This is a genomic window from Caulobacter sp. GW821-FHT09A05, from assembly GCF_059418465.1.
In genome coordinates, this window is sequence record NZ_JBWKPX010000007.1 from 115,606 (window position 1) to 131,356 (window position 15,751).

At 69.5% G+C, this 15,751-nt stretch carries 17 protein-coding genes and 1 pseudogene; 8 read left to right on the top strand and 10 right to left on the bottom strand.

Features of this window, described 5'->3' with window-relative positions:
- Positions 1–341: 341 nt before the first annotated feature.
- From AC07NX_RS09195 to AC07NX_RS09215, 5 genes are all read right to left on the bottom strand, one after another.
- Positions 342–890, bottom strand: coding sequence for a hypothetical protein (locus AC07NX_RS09195; protein WP_494641107.1), 549 nt, complete (start codon positions 888–890; stop codon positions 342–344).
- A complete protein-coding gene (locus tag AC07NX_RS09200) occupies positions 884–1,513 on the bottom strand; it encodes an MPN domain-containing protein (protein WP_494641109.1) in 630 nt (209 codons plus the stop codon). The genes AC07NX_RS09195 and AC07NX_RS09200 overlap by 7 nt, the downstream gene beginning before the upstream one ends.
- Positions 1,514–1,622: 109 nt before the next feature.
- The gene (locus AC07NX_RS09205; RefSeq protein ID WP_494641111.1) at positions 1,623–2,783 is read right to left on the bottom strand and encodes a glutathionylspermidine synthase family protein; all 1,161 of its coding nucleotides are present in this window, start codon (positions 2,781–2,783) and stop codon (positions 1,623–1,625) included.
- 196 nt (positions 2,784–2,979) lie between these two features.
- Positions 2,980–3,705, bottom strand: a complete 726-nt coding sequence (locus tag AC07NX_RS09210) for a PspA/IM30 family protein (RefSeq protein WP_494641113.1) — start codon at positions 3,703–3,705, stop codon at positions 2,980–2,982.
- Positions 3,706–3,727: 22 nt separating this feature from the next.
- A complete protein-coding gene (locus AC07NX_RS09215) occupies positions 3,728–4,156 on the bottom strand; it encodes a YjfI family protein (protein ID WP_494641115.1) in 429 nt (142 codons plus the stop codon).
- Positions 4,157–4,336: 180 nt separating this feature from the next.
- Here AC07NX_RS09215 and AC07NX_RS09220 point away from each other — a divergent pair, with 180 nt between their 5' ends.
- From AC07NX_RS09220 to AC07NX_RS09245, 6 genes and pseudogenes are all read left to right on the top strand, one after another.
- Positions 4,337–4,978 carry a YjfK family protein gene (locus tag AC07NX_RS09220; protein ID WP_494641117.1) on the top strand — a complete coding sequence of 214 codons (642 nt, stop codon included), beginning with the start codon at positions 4,337–4,339 and terminating at the stop codon, positions 4,976–4,978.
- Between the two features lie 26 nt (positions 4,979–5,004).
- On the top strand, positions 5,005–5,415 hold the full coding sequence (locus AC07NX_RS09225) for a DUF350 domain-containing protein (RefSeq protein WP_494641119.1): 411 nt from the start codon (positions 5,005–5,007) through the stop codon (positions 5,413–5,415).
- 8 nt (positions 5,416–5,423) lie between these two features.
- Entirely contained in the window at positions 5,424–6,059 is a 636-nt protein-coding gene (locus AC07NX_RS09230) for a DUF1190 domain-containing protein (protein WP_494641121.1), read from the top strand.
- A 310-nt stretch (positions 6,060–6,369) separates the two neighbouring features.
- A pseudogene (locus AC07NX_RS09235) lies at positions 6,370–7,098 on the top strand (response regulator transcription factor); the annotation flags it as partial.
- Positions 7,095–8,447, top strand: a complete 1,353-nt coding sequence (locus AC07NX_RS09240; RefSeq protein ID WP_494641123.1) for a FecR family protein — start codon at positions 7,095–7,097, stop codon at positions 8,445–8,447. The pseudogene AC07NX_RS09235 and the gene AC07NX_RS09240, both read left to right, overlap by 4 nt.
- A gap of 3 nt (positions 8,448–8,450) precedes the next feature.
- Entirely contained in the window at positions 8,451–10,775 is a 2,325-nt protein-coding gene (locus AC07NX_RS09245; RefSeq protein WP_494641125.1) for a CHASE2 domain-containing protein, read from the top strand.
- A gap of 120 nt (positions 10,776–10,895) precedes the next feature.
- On the opposite strand, the gene AC07NX_RS09250 is transcribed toward AC07NX_RS09245, so the two are convergent.
- The 5 genes from AC07NX_RS09250 to AC07NX_RS09270 all read right to left on the bottom strand — a co-directional run bounded on the left by AC07NX_RS09250 (position 10,896) and on the right by AC07NX_RS09270 (position 14,518).
- Positions 10,896–11,666: a class I SAM-dependent methyltransferase gene (locus AC07NX_RS09250; protein WP_494641127.1), complete on the bottom strand. Its 771-nt coding sequence runs from the start codon at positions 11,664–11,666 to the stop codon at positions 10,896–10,898.
- A gap of 106 nt (positions 11,667–11,772) precedes the next feature.
- The gene (locus AC07NX_RS09255; RefSeq protein ID WP_494641129.1) at positions 11,773–12,276 is read right to left on the bottom strand and encodes a hypothetical protein; all 504 of its coding nucleotides are present in this window, start codon (positions 12,274–12,276) and stop codon (positions 11,773–11,775) included.
- A 113-nt stretch (positions 12,277–12,389) separates the two neighbouring features.
- Positions 12,390–12,554 carry a hypothetical protein gene (locus AC07NX_RS09260; RefSeq protein WP_494641131.1) on the bottom strand — a complete coding sequence of 55 codons (165 nt, stop codon included), beginning with the start codon at positions 12,552–12,554 and terminating at the stop codon, positions 12,390–12,392.
- The gene (locus AC07NX_RS09265; protein WP_494641133.1) at positions 12,551–12,868 is read right to left on the bottom strand and encodes a hypothetical protein; all 318 of its coding nucleotides are present in this window, start codon (positions 12,866–12,868) and stop codon (positions 12,551–12,553) included. Before AC07NX_RS09265 ends, AC07NX_RS09260 begins: the two co-directional genes overlap by 4 nt.
- A gap of 156 nt (positions 12,869–13,024) precedes the next feature.
- Positions 13,025–14,518, bottom strand: a complete 1,494-nt coding sequence (locus AC07NX_RS09270) for an amino acid permease (RefSeq protein ID WP_494641135.1) — start codon at positions 14,516–14,518, stop codon at positions 13,025–13,027.
- A 168-nt stretch (positions 14,519–14,686) separates the two neighbouring features.
- Between AC07NX_RS09270 and AC07NX_RS09275 the strand changes: the two genes are divergently transcribed.
- Positions 14,687–15,076, top strand: coding sequence for a VOC family protein (locus AC07NX_RS09275; RefSeq protein ID WP_494641137.1), 390 nt, complete (start codon positions 14,687–14,689; stop codon positions 15,074–15,076).
- Positions 15,077–15,158: 82 nt separating this feature from the next.
- Positions 15,159–15,734, top strand: a complete 576-nt coding sequence (locus AC07NX_RS09280; protein ID WP_494641139.1) for a GbsR/MarR family transcriptional regulator — start codon at positions 15,159–15,161, stop codon at positions 15,732–15,734.
- Positions 15,735–15,751: the final 17 nt, after the last annotated feature.

Consider the following 15,751-nt stretch of genomic DNA (forward strand, 5'->3'; position numbering starts at 1 on the left):
CGGTGACGCTCGCTTTTTCGCAGGACGTTGGAAGAGTTGGAGTTTTTCTCGGAGCCGACGGGGATCCACGCGGCCCAATCCCCCTACAGCCGTCATTCCCGCCCTTGTGGCGGGAACCCCTGGCTCAACCGACGGTGAGACGCCTTGGCGCGCCAGCGCGCCACACCGCTGCACCTGCGACGGACAAAGGGGTTCCCGCCACAAGGGCGGGAATGACGGTTCTAAAGGAGCGAAAGGCCTTTGCCGCTTCCGCCATCCGCCGACGGCGAGGCCGCGCCTCGGAATTTTGATGGCGAGCCTGCTCTGGCGTCTGCCCCATCCGGAACGGATGCGGCGCTTGGCTATTTCGAGGTCTTCTCCGTCCAGCACCTGGACAACCTCTCCTCGGTCGCTTGGCCCCACCGCTCTAGATCGCCCGAATTGGAAGACCATTCGACGGTGATCACCGAGCCGTCGGGCTGCGCGCCGCCGGAACTCCAGACAGTCTGGATCACGCCGTCGGCCATGTACAAATGCGGCGGGGTGTAGGGCGACATGCCCAGAACCTCCAGGCGCTGAGGAGCCAAACGCTCCAGGAGCGCCAGGCTGGTCACCAGTTCGGGGCACGTTGCCGCGTCCGTCCAGCTTGGGACGGCCATGTCGTTGGCGACCCTCCTGGCGACCCAACGGCCGCGTGGCGACTGAGGCCCTTGGACATAGATGGAGACCACGCTCCACGATCCCGTCAGGCTATCGGATCGGGTAAACCCCGCCGTCGGCCCCGCGCCGTCAAGTCTCTCGCTCCGGGCGTTGGCGGCCTGCTGCTCGAATTCGGTCCCGGCGGCCGCGGCCGAGCCGCAGGCCAGGACCGCACTCATCGCGAGTCCGGAGCAGGCCGATAGCTTCAACATGGCTCGCCCGCAGGATTGACTTCGGGTCCCATCACCGCCTCCGTTCGGTTGCGCTGATCATAAACAAAGATGCGCCAAGTGGGCGTCGGCCCGCCAGGAGGATAGGTCGCGCCAATCACATACATCAATAATTTGCTGCCATCTCCGCCCGCTGCGGTGATATCGAGGGCCATCTTGTCATAGACCGAAGTCCAGTCGGCTGCGGACGGCAATAACGTTCCACCAGGATGGTTATGGATGATTCCAACTACATCTTTCATGCTGATGCCGGCAAAGTCGTAAGGTGCGGAACCTGTCCCTATAGGCCCAAACCCAATGGTGCCGACTACGACGCCCGTCCCAGATTTATAGAGAACTGCTGTTTGCTCTCTATGCCCCAACTGCTCACCGCGGCTTTGGGCCGCCAGCTCAAATCGCCGTTTCGCCTCGGCCGCAGCCGCATCCGTGTCCCACTCCCGTCGCCTATCTCCTTCTTCACAAGGATTGTGGAGAACGGGCTGTTGACCTTGCTTGGGCGGGCTGACGGGCTGCGACGCGGGGTGATAAGGAAATGCGGCTGTGGTGCTTGTACGTCGTTGGCCCACAACGGTGATTGGCTCAACTTCTGTCGTATCGTCCGGCATACGTCCTTCCCTCTGAAAAACGACAGAAGAAACGCTACCTAAAGATGTTCGCAACGCAAGATGGAATACCTCTTTGCGGGACGGCGGAAGCCGATCGACCGCTAACCCCCTACCCCTCGATCACGTGCGGCACGAACCGCGCCAGGTTCTTGGTCACCACGCTGTCGTCCTCGCGGACGCCGACGCCGGCCGGTTCGTTGCCGACCATCCAGGCGCCGACCACCGGGCGCTTGCCGTCGAAGTCCGGCGGCGGGTGGTAGGCCTGGACGATCGCCCCTTCCTGGCCATAGCCCTGGTCGAGCACCGGCTCGTCGGCGCCGCCGACCACCTCGACATTGGCCCCCTCGCGCGAGAACAGCGGCTTGCGCACGAACCGCCCGCCCAGGGCCGAGGCCGCCGGATCGCCCTCGAAATAGGCCTCCAGCAGGTTGGGATGGCCGCGATGGCGCTCCCACAGCAGCGGCAGGATGCCCTTGTTGGACAGGATCGCCTTCCACGGCGGCTCGATCCAGCGCACCTGGGCGGTGTTCAGGTGGGCGGCGTAGGGTTCGCGCAGCATGAACTCCCAGGGATAGAGCTTGAACGCCGCCTGCAGGACGAAGCCCTCCAGGTCGACGAACTGGCCCTCCTCGTTCAGGCCGATGTTGTCCATGGCCACGAACTTGGGCTCAAGGCCGGCCTGCACGGCCAGGTCCTCCAGGAAGCGCACGGTCTGGCGGTCCTCGACCGCGTCCTCGTCGCTGGCGAAGTGCACGAAGCCGCCGGTCGGGAACAGGACCTTGAACCGGTCGCGCAGGGCCTCGAACAGGCTGTTGAACTGGTCGGCGTTGGCGGGAAAGGTCCCGTTGGCGATCAGTTCCTCCAGCCACAGCCACTGGAAGGTGGCGGCCTCGAACACGCTGGTCGGGGTGTCGGCGTTGTATTCGTAGAGCTTGGGCTTGGACTTGCCGTCATAGCCGAAGTCGAAGCGGCCGTAGAGCGACGGCGACTTGGCGCGCCAGGAGGCGGCCACGAAGTCGCGATGCTCGGGCGGGATCGCCAGCCGCTCCATCAGCTCCTGGCTGCCGGCGACCTCGTCGACCAGGTCCAGGCACAGGTCGTGGAGCTCGGCCGCGGCCGGCTCCAGGTCCTGTTCCACCTGCGCCAGGGAGAAGGCGTAGGCGACGCCCTCGTCCCAATAGGCCTGGCCTTCGGTGTGGTGGTAGACGAACCCGACCGCCTCGGCCTTGGCCTGCCAGTCGGGACGCGGGGTCAGCTTCAGGCGGCGCATTGGGCTTCAATCCAGTTCAGGGCTGTGGTCGACACCGCTATGCGCCTTACGTCAGCGCCCTTATTGGGTTGTCATCCCGGAAGCCTCGAAGAGGCTGTCCGGGACCCTGGGACTGGGCGGAAGCGGTGCGGTTCACCTGGGTCCCGGACAGCGCTACGCGCTTCCGGGATGACAACCATTGGGGTGGGCGACGAACCTAGGCCTCGCCGTTCGGCTTCTGCTCGATCTGCAGCGTCGGCTGGGCCGGGGCCAGGCGGGCCAGGACGTCGTCGGCGCTGGACTGGCCGGGCAGGATGCCCGCCAGGCGCAGCTTCTCGTCGAGGTCGGCGCCGGTGCGGCGGTCTTCCAGTTCGCCGGCGGCCTTGATCTTCTCGCCGCGGATCGCCTGGCGTTCCTTGATGCGGGCCAAGCTGTCGGCGGCCGAGCCGAGCGAGGCGCCCGCGCCGGCTCCGCGCGCCGAGACGGCGGCCTGGGCCTTCTGGACGCTCTCGTTGACCTTCACCACCTCGACCTCGCGGCGCAGGGTCTCGATGCGGCGGTCGGTGGCGGTGACGGCCTGGTGCAACTGCTCCTCGGCGGCGCGCATGTCGCCGATCTGCGGCTCCTTCAGGGCGATGTCCTGCTCGAGGTCGGCGATGCGCTGGGCCACCTGGCGGGCCAGGTCCATGTCGCCCTTGGCGACGGCGGCGCGGGCCGAGGCCTCGTACTTGGTGACCTGGTCGCGGAAGCCGGCGACTTCCTTTTCCAGGATGCGGCGGCGGGCCACCAGGGTGGCCATGTCGTCGCGGGCCTTGCCCTGGGCGGCGTCGGCGTCGCGGATCTCCTGGTCGAGGATGCGCAGGGCGTTGGCGTCGACGACGGCCGCGGTGGCCTCGTGCGCGCCGGCGCGACCCAGGGTGAACAGCTTGCTCCAGATGGACATGTAGGGTCTCCGAGTCGCGGGCTTAGGCGGCGGGGGTGAAGGACGAGCGCAGGTCGGACGCGGCCTCGATGGCGTTTTCGGCCAGGACCCGCAGCTCGATCAGGATGTCGTCCAGCGACGAGCTGGGGGCCAGCTCGCCGAACAGTTCGTAATAGTCGCGGCCGTTGACGGCGCTGATGCCGAAGTTCGACAGCGGCACCAGCTTCTGGGCCTTGAGCAGGAATTCGTTGAAGGCGTGGCGGTCGGGCTGTTCGTCGACCGGCCACAGCAGCACCGAGGCGGCGATCTGCTGGTCGCTGACGCTGACGAAGATCTCCAGGTCACCGTGATCGTGCATGGTCACCAGCAGGATCGGATCGGCGCCCTCGACCACGCGGGCCGTCATGGCCTCGCTGAAGCCGTCGGAAAGCGCCGTCTTCAGCGAGCGAACAGTCCAGGCGGGGGTCGTCATCGAGCGGTGTCTCCTTCGGCGAAGCCAGTCTTGCGGCCGTTCATACTAGATGGGCGAGCGAACGCCAGTCGTCGAGAGCGCAACCTTACGTGCGTGGATGACAAGTTGGTAATCCCCTTCCCTCTTTTGTGGGCGGGAATGACGTCGTACATGTGACGCGAGTGTCGCAGCGGGTCGTTCATGTTCAGCAAGCTCTTCGGCCGTAAGGACGCCACGCCCGCTTCGGCCCTGCCGGCGATTCGCAACGTCACCCTGGGCCGCACGGTCTGGCTGGACACCCTGGCCTGGCGCCGCCTGGGCGACGACCTGCGCTTCCCGCTGGACCGCGACACGCTGGAAATCACCGCCCAGGGCCTGGTCGACCTCAAGGACGGCGGCTTCGTGCACCGGTTCTACACCGACGACGACGTGATGTTCCAAGCCGTGTCCGACGACCGCGAGGGCCAGAGGGTCAACGACATCACCGTGTTCGTGCCCTGGGACAGCGCCTACCCAGGCGGCCGCGCCGATCGCGACGCCTGGGGCCGGCGCCTGCGGGCCCGCACCTTCACCGGCCCGGGCCTGCCCGAATACCAGCGCCTGTGGTTCGGCGACGAGGCCGAGAGCCAGGAGCCGGTCACCTTCTGGGAGGACGTCCACGACGACCGCGACGGCGTCCCCGATCGGCGAATCTACCAGACCTGCATGCTGTTCGGCCGCGACCTGCCGGGCGAGGGCCGCGAGCTGCTGCTGGCCATCGAGCAGGAAAACGAGGACCGCACCGAGGTGTCGTTCGAGATCATGATCGGCGTCCCGCTGGGCGTCGGGGAGTTCAAGGCCTAGGGCTGACCTTTCAAGGGGGAATACAAATGGACCTGCACGGATTTGGCGCCAGCGCCCTGGCCTTCGTGGTGGCTTTCGTCGCCGCCGGCCTGTTCACGGTGATTTTCAAGATCGTCTACCAGTGGGTGACCCCCTACAACGAGGGTCGGCTGATCCGCGAGGGCAACGTTGCCGCGGCCCTGGCCCTGGGCGGGGCGCTGGTCGGCTATGTGCTGCCCCTGGCCTCGGCCCTGAGCAACACCGTCACCCTGGTCGAGTTCTGCGCCTGGGCGGCCCTGGCCGGCGTGCTGCAGATCGCCGCCTTCACCCTGGTGCGCATGGTGGTGATGAAGGACGTCGCCGCCCGGATCGAGAAGGGCGAGATCGCCGCTGGCGTCTACCTCCTGAGCATCTCCCTGGCGGTCGGCGTGCTGAACGCCGCCTGCATGACGGCCTGAGGCGCGCCATGACCGTTCAAGCTCCCCTTTCCAAGCCCCCCCGCCGCCGCCTGCGCTCCAGCGGCCTGGTCCTGACCGGCCTGATGGCCGGCACGGCGATCTCGGTCAGCGCCTGCGACGATCCCGGCACGGCCACCCAGTGGGGCGACCCGCCGGCCGCCTCGCGCGAGGTCGACGCCAAGACCTACGCGTCGCTCGACGACTGCAAGAAGTCCGGCGACATGACGGCCGAGCAATGCGACACCGCCTACGCCCAGGCCCAGAAGGACAGCGCCGCCAACGCCCCCAAGTTCGCCGACCAGCAAAGCTGCGAGGAACGCTACGGCGTGTCCCAGTGCGTGCCGCGCAACGACAACAACGGCGGCAGCTTCTTCACGCCGCTGCTGACCGGGTTCATCGTCGGTCAGGCGCTGAACAACATGGGCGGCGGCTATTTCGGCGCGCCGATGTACCGCGACCGCGAGGGGACCTATTACGGCGGCTCGGGCTATCCGCTGTCGCGCGACTATGTCACCGGCCGCACCCGCGTGCGCACCGATACCTTCAACGCCCCGGAGATGCGCGCCCCGGCCCGGGTCCAGAGCCGCAGCTCGGTGATCTCGCGCGGCGGCTTCGGCGGCGGCGGGCGTTCGTTCGGGGGGTAGGCCGAAACGCCGCCCGTCGCGGCGAACGCCGGACTGGGCGGAATGAACGGCTGGGGCGGACCTCGCGCCCCCTCGAACTCGACTGTAAACCATTGTAAATTCGGGCATACAATCGGAGCGGACGCAGCATGGGCGCGTTACGCTGCCCAGCGCGGATGGCCGCATTGATCCATTCCCCCCGGACAGCGTCCCGCCGCCGCGGGCCCCGCTCCCCACCCCGCGGGGCGCGCGAGTTACCCGAAGTGTTTGTTTTTACGCATTTTCTTCACGCGAACCGGCGCCCACTTCGCTCGAAAATGCTCTTGCTGCAAGTGAGCCCATGAAAGTCGCCCTGCTTGACGACGACGACAGCCACAACACGCTGGTCGCCGCCCTTCTGGGGCCGGCCGGCTATGACTGCACCAGCTTCACCCGTCCCGAGCGCCTGCTGGCCGAACTGCGCCGCCAGACCTTCGACCTCCTGATCCTCGACTGGAACATGCCCGAGCTCAGCGGCATCGAGACCCTGCGCCGGGTCGGCGAGCTGCTGAGCCCGTCGCCGCCGGTGCTGCTGCTGACCAGTCGCTCGGTCGAGGCCGACCTGGTCGAGGGCCTGAACGCCGGGGCCGACGACTACATCGTCAAGCCGCTGCAGCCGCCGGTGCTGCTGGCCCGCGTCAACGCCCTGGCCCGTCGCGCCTATCGCCCGACCGCCGCGCCCCAGGTCGAGCAGCACGGTCCCTACCGCCTGGACCCCGGCGCCCAGACCGTCGCCTGGGGCGACAATGTCGAGACCCTGACGCCCAAGGAATTCCAGCTGGCGGCCCTGCTGTTCAACAACCTGGCCCGGCCGCTGTCGCGCGAATACCTGCTGCGCCGGGTCTGGGGCCAGCGGCCGGACCTGGAGACCCGCACCCTGGACGCCCACGTCTCGCGCCTGAGATCAAAGCTTCACCTGCGCCCCGCGAACGGCTTTAGACTGACGACGGTCTATGGGTTCGGCTACCGGCTGGAAGTCTGCGAGCCCGAGGCCGACACCGCGTCCGGAGCCGCTGAATGATTCTTCGACCGTCGCTGTTCGCCCTGGCCTCCGTCCTGGCCCTGGCGTCCGGCCCCGCCCTGTGCGCGCCGCGGGGCCCGGCGAAGCCCGCCGCCGTTCCGGCCGACCCGCCGGTCCGCTACGTGGTCCGGCGCGGCGACACCCTGTTCGACCTGGGCCGGGCCTACCTGCGCAGGACCACCGACTACCGCCATGTGCAGCGCGCCAACCAGATCAGCCGGCCGCGCGTCCTGCCGGTGGGCAAGACCCTGACCATCGACGCCGACCTGCTCAAGACCGTCCCGATCGACGCCCGGCTCAGCGCCTTCAGCGGCAGGGTCGAGATCGAGACCGACGGCCGGCGGACCCCCGCCCAGACGGGCATGGCGCTCAAGGAAGGCCAGCGCGTGATCACCGGTCCCGGCGCCTTCGCGACGTTCGAGATGGAGGACGCCTCGCGCGTCACCCTGCCCTCGAACACCGCCATGCGCGTGGTGCGGCTGCGCAGCGTCGTGCTGACCAACGCCCCGCAGCGGGTGTTCAAGCTGGACGAGGGACGCAGCGCGATCCAGGCGACGCCCAATCCCAACCCCAACGCCCGCTTCGAGGTGCGCACCCCCGTGTCGATCTCGGCCGTGCGCGGCACGGAGTTCCGGGTGGCGGCGGCGGACGGGCGGGCCCGCACCGAGGTCCTGAAGGGCGCGGTCGGCGTGGGTCCAGGCGAAGCGCCCCCAGTCGGGCCGCCGGTCCCGGCCGGCTTCGGCGTCATCTCCGACAGCGCCGGGGTCAGCGCCCCGGTCGCCCTGCTGCCCGCCCCCACGCTGAACGAAGCCGATCAGAACCAGACCGATCGCACCGTGCGCTTCGCCGTGCGTCCCCAGGCCGGCGCCGCCGGCTACCGGCTGCTGCTGTCGCGTGACGCCGGCTTCGTCGACCTGTTCGCCGAGGCGACCCAGGCCGAAACCGTCGCCGACTTCGGACCGCTGGAAAACGGCGCCTATTTCGTCCGGGTCACCGCCCTGGATCCGGCCGGCCTGGAGGGCGCGCCCGCCGACTACAGCTTCGACCGCGATCTCGACGTGCTGGAGCCCGGTGCCCCGCCCGTCGCCGAGGTTCGCGGCAAGCATCGCAACTTCCTGTTCCGCTGGAACGCGGCGGGCGACGGCGTGCGCAGCTTCCGCTTCCAGCTGTTCGCGGGGACCGAGCCGGGCGCGCCGATCATCGACCAGCCGGGCCTGGTCGAGCCGCAGCTGACCCTGACCGACCTGCCGCCGGGCCTCTACAGCTGGCGGGTCAGCGCCACGCGGGTGAAGAACGGCGTGGTCAGCGAGAAGGTCGCGCCGCTGCAGTCGCTGAAGATCGGAAGCTAGGCCTTGGCCGCCTTTCCCAGCCTGTCCGTCCCCCGGCTCGCGCCCCTCCGGCGGCTGAGGCCCGGGCCGCCGCGATCCCCGCGCCGGCGCCTGCTGCGCTGGCTGGCCGTCGCCGCCCTTACCGGCCTGGCCCTGGCCGGCCTGGCCGCCAGTCCCCTGACCACGCGGCTGGACAACATCCTCTACGACCGGCTGGTGCGCGCTTCGGAACGTCCCGTCGACACCTCGATCCTGATCGTCGGCGTTGATGAGCGCAGCCTGCGCGAGCTGGGGGCCTGGCCCTGGAATCGCGCCCGCCACGCCCAGATGATCGATCGGCTCAGCCAGGCCGGCGCCAAGGCGATCGTCTACGACGTGCTGTTCGGCCAACCGTCGCAGGATCCGGCCGCCGACCAGGCCCTAGCCGCCGCCGTCGCCCGCTCGGGCAAGGTGTACTTGCCGCAGTTCCTGGAGCCTTCGACACAGGAGGGCGCGCCGCCGACCCTGGTCGGGCCGATGCCGGGGATCGCCCAGGGCGCGGCGGCGGTCGGCCTGGTCCATGTGCGGTTCGACCCCGACGGCCTGGTGCGCCGCATGGCGCCATTCGAAGCCAACGGCCCCGACCTCACGCCGGACCTGATGACCGTGGTCCACCGCGCCACCAAGCCGTTCGACGCCCCCGACGCCACGCGCGGCGACGACCCGACCCTGCTGATCCCATTCGCCGGGCCGCCGGACCGCTATCGCCAGGTCGCCTTCTCCAGCGTGCTGGCCGGCGAGGTCCCACGCGAGATGATCGCGGGCCGGACGGTGTTCGTCGGCCTGACCGCGCCCGGCCTCGGCCCCGCCTTTCCGACCCCGGTCACCCCCGACGCCGCCAGCATGACCGGGGTGCAGCTGCAGGCCAGCGTGCTGGACGGCCTGCGCGGCGGGATGATGATCAAGCCGGCCGGCCTGGCCGCCCGCCTGGTCTTCGCCCTCAGCCTGCTGTGGCTGCTGCTGGCCGGGCTGCTGGTGCTGCCGCCGCGCACCAGCCTGCTGCTGCTGGCCGTGCTGCTGGCCGCGGCCGTCGGGACCAGCGCCGCCCTGTTCTCCCGCGGCCACCTGTGGCTGTCGCCCGTGGCGGCGATCATCGGCATGGGCCTGGTCTCGCTGGTATGGGGCTGGGGCCGGCTGGGACGGGTCAACGACCTGCTGGGCCACGAGCTGGATCGCTTGCGTTCGGTGGATCCGGCCGGCGCCGCCCACGCCGACGCCGAGTTCGAAAGCGACGTCGTCACCCGCCAGGCCCTCAGCCTCGGGGCGGCCATCACTCGGATCGACGACCTGCGGCGGTTCTCGGCCGACGCCCTGTTCAGCCTGCCCGACGCCACCCTGGTGGCCGACGCCGAGCGGCGGGTTATCGCCGCCAACGCCGCCGCCCAGGCGCTGCTGGCCGATCGCCCGTGGGTGCTGGAAGGCGGCGGCCTGGCCGACGCCCTCAACGCCCTGGAGCCCCTGGGCCGGACCTTCCCGGCCAGTTGGCCGGCCGAGGGCGACAGCGGCCATCCCATCGACCTGCACCTGGCCGACGGCCGCGCCTTCCAGATCCAGACCGTGTTCCGGCGCGACGAGGCGGGGGAAGGCGCGGGCTGGATCGTGCGCCTGGCCGACATCACGCCCCTGACCGCCGCCATGCGCCAGCGCGAGCAGGCGCTGCAGCTGTTGACCCACGACATGCGCTCGCCGCAGACCTCGATCCTGGCCCTGCTGGCCACCACGCCCGGCCTGCCGCCCGAGACGTCGGAACGCCTGGCCGCCTATGCCCGCCGCACCCTGGCCCTGGCCGACGGCTTCGTGCAGCTGGCCCGGGCCGAGGTCACCCAGACGGCGATGGAGCCGGTCGACCTGTGCGACGTGGCGGTCGAAGCGATCGACGAGCTGTGGCCGCAGTGCCGCCAGCGCCATATCCAGATCCGCCAGGAAGGCTGCGAGACGTCGATGATGGCCCTGGGCGATCGCGGGGTCCTGGCCCGCGCCCTGGTCAACCTGATCGGCAACGCGGTGAAGTACGGCCCGGACGGTTCGACGATCGTGGTGCGCGCGGCCACGGTGCTGGACGGCGGCCGCACCTATATCGACCTGTCGGTCGCCGACCAGGGGCCGGGCCTGACGGTCGAGGAGGCCGCCCTGGCCTTCCGGCCGTTCCAGCGCTTCGACCGGCCGGGCGCCGAGGCCGCGGGCGGCGCGGGCCTGGGCCTGGCCTTCGTCCAGGCCGCCGCCACGCGGCACGGCGGCGGGGTCAGTTGCCGGAGCACGCCCGGCGGGGGGGCGACCTTCACGCTGCGGCTGCCGGAAATGGGATCCTGATCGGCTGATCCCGGCGAACGCGGGGATCGACAGCCGAAGAACCCGGGGGACACGCCCTCGCGCGTCGCGCTCTTTTGCACGGCGCGGCTGGCCGCGAGCGCGTGTCCCCTCTCCCCTCCCCTATGGCTTGACGAACTTGAGGACGAACTGGTCGGTCTTGCCCCGGATGGCGGGGTCGAAGACGCTGGCGGTGCGCGGATCGGCGGGGTCGCGCAGCAGCGGGCTCTCGGCGGCCAGCTTGAAGCCGGCGGCCTCGACCTCGGACTTCACGGCCGCGATGTCGATGCGGTGCAAGGTGTCGGGCGCGGCCAGCCCCGAACCGTCGGCGGCGTAGTGATCGACGACCAGGAAGACCCCGCCCGGCTTCAGCGACTTGAACACCTCGGCATTGACCTTGGCGGCGGTGTCGGTCGGGAACGGCTTGAGGTGCAGGTCGTGGTAGTTCTGGACGGTGATCACGGCGTCGAGGCCGTCGGGCAGGTCCAGCCCGATCAGGCTTCCGTCCAGCGGCGTGACGTTCTTGTAGGCCGCCGCCACGGTCTTCAGATCCTCGCCGTACTTGGCTTGGAACTTGATGAACTCGGCGGGTTGGTAGGCGTAGACCGTCCCCGTCGATCCGACGGCCGCCGACAGGATGCGGGTGAAGTAGCCGCCGCCGACGATGAAATCGACCACCTTGCCGCCCGGCTTGACGCCGGCCAGGGCCAGAAGCTCGGCCGGATGGCGGGCCGCGTCGCGGGCGGTGTCGGCCGCCGGGCGGGCGGGATCGGCCAGGGCGGCCGTCAGGTTGGCGGGGACCTGGGCGAGGCCGGGCGCGGCCGACAGGCCGAGCACGCAGGCGACCGCCCAGACGGCGAGCTTCGGGGCGGAAATCGTCGATCGCGACGTCATGGGCTTCCTCACCTTCGTTTCCCCTCGATAGCGCGTCGCGCCGTCCGGGTGAACATCGGTATTCGAGATCACGACGCGTTTCGGGGGAGAAGCTGGGGACAGCCGGCTAAGTCTTGGCCGGCTTCAGGGCCTCGACCAGCCGGTCGGCCAGCTCGACGGGATCGTCGCTGGACGTCCGGACCGTCGCCCAGGCCGCGACCTTGCCGCTCGACAGGTCCAGCACCGCCAGGGCCGCCGTGCGGACCGGGCCGCGCCGGGACCAGGGGCGCAGCCTGGTCGGCGCGCTGCGCCAGGGCCCGACCCCGACCTCCGGGCCGGCGTTGGGGGAAATCCCGACCCCGGCCGGCGAGGTCCCGACCGTCACCTGCAGTCTATAGCGGGGCTGAAGGGCGCCCAGCTGGACGGCGCCGGCTTCGCCGATCCGGTCGGCCAGCCGGGCCTGGATCGCCTGGACCAGGGCCTGGTCCGCGCCGGACGATGCGGCCGATCCGACTTCCGTCGCGACGGCCTGTCCTTGCAGGATCGACAGGTCGCCCTCGTGCGCCACTTGGGGCGGCGTGGCGCAGGCGCTTAGCAGGCCCGCGACCAGGGTCGTCAACAATATACGCACGGCGAATCCCCGACGGTCCTCGGCGCGCACCCTAGAGTAAGCCGCGCGGCGTGAAAATCGCGGGACTGGCTCGCGTTTCCTGTTCTCGCATCGCCTTAGCGGAAAGCCGGGCTCTAGCTTCGGACCAGGTGCCCAACCAGCCACGACAGGGCCCAGGCGATCACGCCCCACAGCATCAGGCTCAGCAGGGACGCGACCAGCAGCAGGCGGGGACGCCGGCGCGCGGGATCCAGGCCGAGCCGGTCGGCCAGGGCCCACAATGTGGGCTCGATCTTCAATGGGCCTCGGCGTTCGCCCGGCCGCGCAGCATGCCGTAGGCCTGGTCGGTCAGGGCCCAGCGACGGCTGTGCGGTCCGTATGGCAGGTGCAGCAGGTTGGCGGCCCGCGGATCGCTGGCGCCCCGGCAATAGGCGGCGAAGGCCTCGTCCAGCTCGCGCAGCATCGCCTCCGAGGGCCGATACACCCCCCGGCGCTTGGCGATATAGGCCACGACCAGGTCGCGATGGGCCGCGCCGCCCAGGTCCAGCAGCGCCTCGGCGATCTCGCCGACCAGCGGGTTGAGGATCGCGACCCCGCCCGCGGCCCGCTCCAAGCCCCGCCTTCCGGCCTCCGACCACCCCATCGATCCGCCCTCGACTGCTGTGGGACGGAGTTAAAGGCCATGGAGCAGACCTCGACCAGAGGGCGAACCTTGGTTTTTACAATACGTTACATTGACCATCCGCCCCCGGAAGGGCCGGCTGGCTTGTCAGTGCGTCTCATAGGCCGCCTTGCCGCCGCCGATCGCGAAGGCCTCTTCCGGCGACAGCACCAGCTTCTTGCGGCCGACCAGGGCGAAATAGACGATGCCGACCGCGAACCAGATCGCCACCCCAATCACCCCGGTCCGATAGATCGGATCCTTCAGCTGATAGAAGATCGTCACCAGCGAGATGACCACGGTCAAACCCGCCCCGGGCAGGCCGAACCGGCTCTTGTAGGGCCGCTCCAGGTCGGGGAACTTCCGGCGCAGCAGGATGAAGGACAGGCCCTGGGCGACATAGGACAGCATGGCCCCGAACACCGCCATGTTCAGCAGGGTCCCGCCGATCACCGCCGCGCCCTTCTCGGCCCCGAGGATGAACCAGACCGCCAGCATCACCACGAGGCCGGCGGCCGAGCCGGTGATCAGCGCCACGTCCGGGGTCTTGCGCACCCCGTGGGTCACCGACAGGGCGCGCGGGAAGTAGCCGGCCCGCGACAGCGAATAGATCTGGCGGCCATAGGCGAAGATGATGGCGTGGAAGCTGGCGATCAGGCCGGCCACCGCGATCGCCGCCAGCACCTTGGCCAGGCCGCCGCCATAGATCGTGCGGAAGCCCTCCAGGATCGGCTCGCCGGACTTGGCCAGGGCGAAGGTCCCCGGCGAGATGGCGCTGTTGAGCCACAGCACCAGCAGGGCCGAGACGATCAGGGTGGCCATGCCCAGGATGATCCCCTTGGGCAGGTCGCGCTGCGGGGTATGGCTCTCCTCGGCCGCCAGCGGCAGCTGCTCGATGGCCAGGAACAGCCAGACCGCGAACGGCAGCTGGGCCAGGGCCCCGCCGATCCCGGCCGGCAGGAACGGCCCATGGCCGTCCTTCAGCTCGGTCCCGCCCGGCCCCACGTTCATGGCGTACTTGAAGAAGTCGGCGTGCGGCAGGGCGCTGACCCAGAACACCGCCAGGCAGGCCAGGGCCAGCAGGGTGATGAACACCGTGAACCGGAACGACATCGCCACCCCGCCGGCGTTCAGCCCGACGAAGACAACATAGGCGCCGATCCAGTAGAGCGGCTGCGCCCAGGCCGGCGTCTCGAAGATGCCGCCCAGGTACGAGCCGATGAAGAAGCAGACGACCGCCGCGGTCAGCACGTATTCGACGTTCTCGCACAGGCCGGTGATGAAGCCGCCCCACGGCCCCATGGCGGCCCGGGCGAAGCTGTAGGCCCCGCCGGTGTGCGGCTGGGCCGCGGCCATTTCGGCGATCGAGAAGGTCAGGCCCAGGTACATGACGGTGATGATCAGGGTGGCGGTCAGCATGCCGCCCCAGCCGCCCACGCCCATCCCCAGGTTCCAGCCCGAGAACTGGCCCGAGATCACCGCCCCGACGCCCAGCGCCCACAGCGAGAACACGCCCGCGTAGCGCTTGAGGCCCCGCTTGTCGAAATAGGCGGCGTCGACCTTTTCGTAGCTGACGCCGCCCCCGGCGGTTTCCTCGCTCATGACCATCCCCTTTTCCGCTACAGTCCCGGGCCAAGCTTGCGCACGTCCGCCGTCGACGACGAGCCTTCGTGATCACGAATTTGGTCTTTGATCGACCGGCGTTCACTATTTTGGCGCCGTCGGGCGCGGCCGAGGCCGCCGGAGACCGCGTCTGCCAAGGGAAACGGCATGATCGTCCTGGACCGCCTCGACCACCTGGTGCTGACCGTCGCCGATCTGGACCGGACCATCGTGTTCTATCGCGACGTCCTGGGCATGCGGCTCGAGACGTTCGGCGAGGGCCGCAAGGCGCTGGTGTTCGGCGACCAGAAGATCAACCTGCACCAGGCCGGACACGAGTTCGAGCCCAAGGCCCTGAGGCCGACGCGCGGTTCGGCGGACCTGTGCTTCCTCGCCGCGACGCCGCTGGAGCAGGTGGCCGCCCATCTCGAGACGATGGGGGTGGCGATCGAGGAAGGCCCCGTGCGGCGCACCGGCGCGACCGGCCCGATCCTGTCGATCTACCTGCGCGATCCGGACGGCAATCTGGTGGAAGTCGCCAATCCGGTCACGGGCTGACCTCGAGCCCGGTCGCCTTGCCCTCGATGTCGACGCCAGCGGTCCGGTTGACGACGGTTCTATCGGCTCCTATATTTCTGTCATGACAGAAATTGCAGACAGCACGAAGCGCCTCCCCGCCGCGGTCGAGCAGTTCGTGCTGCGCTGGGGCGACATGGGCGGGCAATGGGGCGTCAATCGCTCCGTCGCCCAGATCCACGCCCTGCTCTACCTGGCCGACCGGCCGATGACCGCTGAGGACATCGCCGAGAGCCTGGGCATGGCGCGCTCCAACGTCTCCAACAGCATCCGTGAACTGATCGGCTGGAAACTGATCCGCCGCGCGCCGCAGCTGGGCGACCGGCGCGACCACTATGAGGCCGAGGCGGACCTCTGGCAGATGCTGACGCGCATCGCCCAGGGCCGCAAGGAGCGCGAGATCGACCCGATGGTCGAGGCGCTGGGTCCCGTCCTGGCCGCGGCCGAACACGATCCCGCCCTGAGCGCGGTCGCCCGCAAGCGGCTGAAGGAAATGCACGGCTTCGTCACCACGATCGACAGCTGGTACGGCCAGATGCTGACGGTGCCGCCCAGCACCCTGATGTCGTTGATCAAGATGGGCTCGAAGGTGGTCGGCCTGCTCGGCGTCGGACGCGGCAAGGCGGACAAGACGACTTAAAAAATTTCGCCGTCCAT

Excerpts from the sequence above, each read along its gene's own strand:
- AC07NX_RS09195 (WP_494641107.1), bottom strand. The coding sequence starts at position 890 with ATGTTGAAGCTATCGGCCTGCTCCGGACTCGCGATGAGTGCGGTCCTG.
- AC07NX_RS09200 (WP_494641109.1), bottom strand. The coding sequence starts at position 1,513 with ATGCCGGACGATACGACAGAAGTTGAGCCAATCACCGTTGTGGGCCAA.
- AC07NX_RS09205 (WP_494641111.1), bottom strand. The coding sequence starts at position 2,783 with ATGCGCCGCCTGAAGCTGACCCCGCGTCCCGACTGGCAGGCCAAGGCC.
- AC07NX_RS09210 (WP_494641113.1), bottom strand. The coding sequence starts at position 3,705 with ATGTCCATCTGGAGCAAGCTGTTCACCCTGGGTCGCGCCGGCGCGCAC.
- AC07NX_RS09215 (WP_494641115.1), bottom strand. The coding sequence starts at position 4,156 with ATGACGACCCCCGCCTGGACTGTTCGCTCGCTGAAGACGGCGCTTTCC.
- AC07NX_RS09220 (WP_494641117.1), top strand. The coding sequence starts at position 4,337 with ATGTTCAGCAAGCTCTTCGGCCGTAAGGACGCCACGCCCGCTTCGGCC.
- AC07NX_RS09225 (WP_494641119.1), top strand. The coding sequence starts at position 5,005 with ATGGACCTGCACGGATTTGGCGCCAGCGCCCTGGCCTTCGTGGTGGCT.
- AC07NX_RS09230 (WP_494641121.1), top strand. The coding sequence starts at position 5,424 with ATGACCGTTCAAGCTCCCCTTTCCAAGCCCCCCCGCCGCCGCCTGCGC.
- AC07NX_RS09240 (WP_494641123.1), top strand. The coding sequence starts at position 7,095 with ATGATTCTTCGACCGTCGCTGTTCGCCCTGGCCTCCGTCCTGGCCCTG.
- AC07NX_RS09250 (WP_494641127.1), bottom strand. The coding sequence starts at position 11,666 with ATGACGTCGCGATCGACGATTTCCGCCCCGAAGCTCGCCGTCTGGGCG.
- AC07NX_RS09270 (WP_494641135.1), bottom strand. The coding sequence starts at position 14,518 with ATGAGCGAGGAAACCGCCGGGGGCGGCGTCAGCTACGAAAAGGTCGAC.
- AC07NX_RS09275 (WP_494641137.1), top strand. The coding sequence starts at position 14,687 with ATGATCGTCCTGGACCGCCTCGACCACCTGGTGCTGACCGTCGCCGAT.
- AC07NX_RS09280 (WP_494641139.1), top strand. The coding sequence starts at position 15,159 with ATGACAGAAATTGCAGACAGCACGAAGCGCCTCCCCGCCGCGGTCGAG.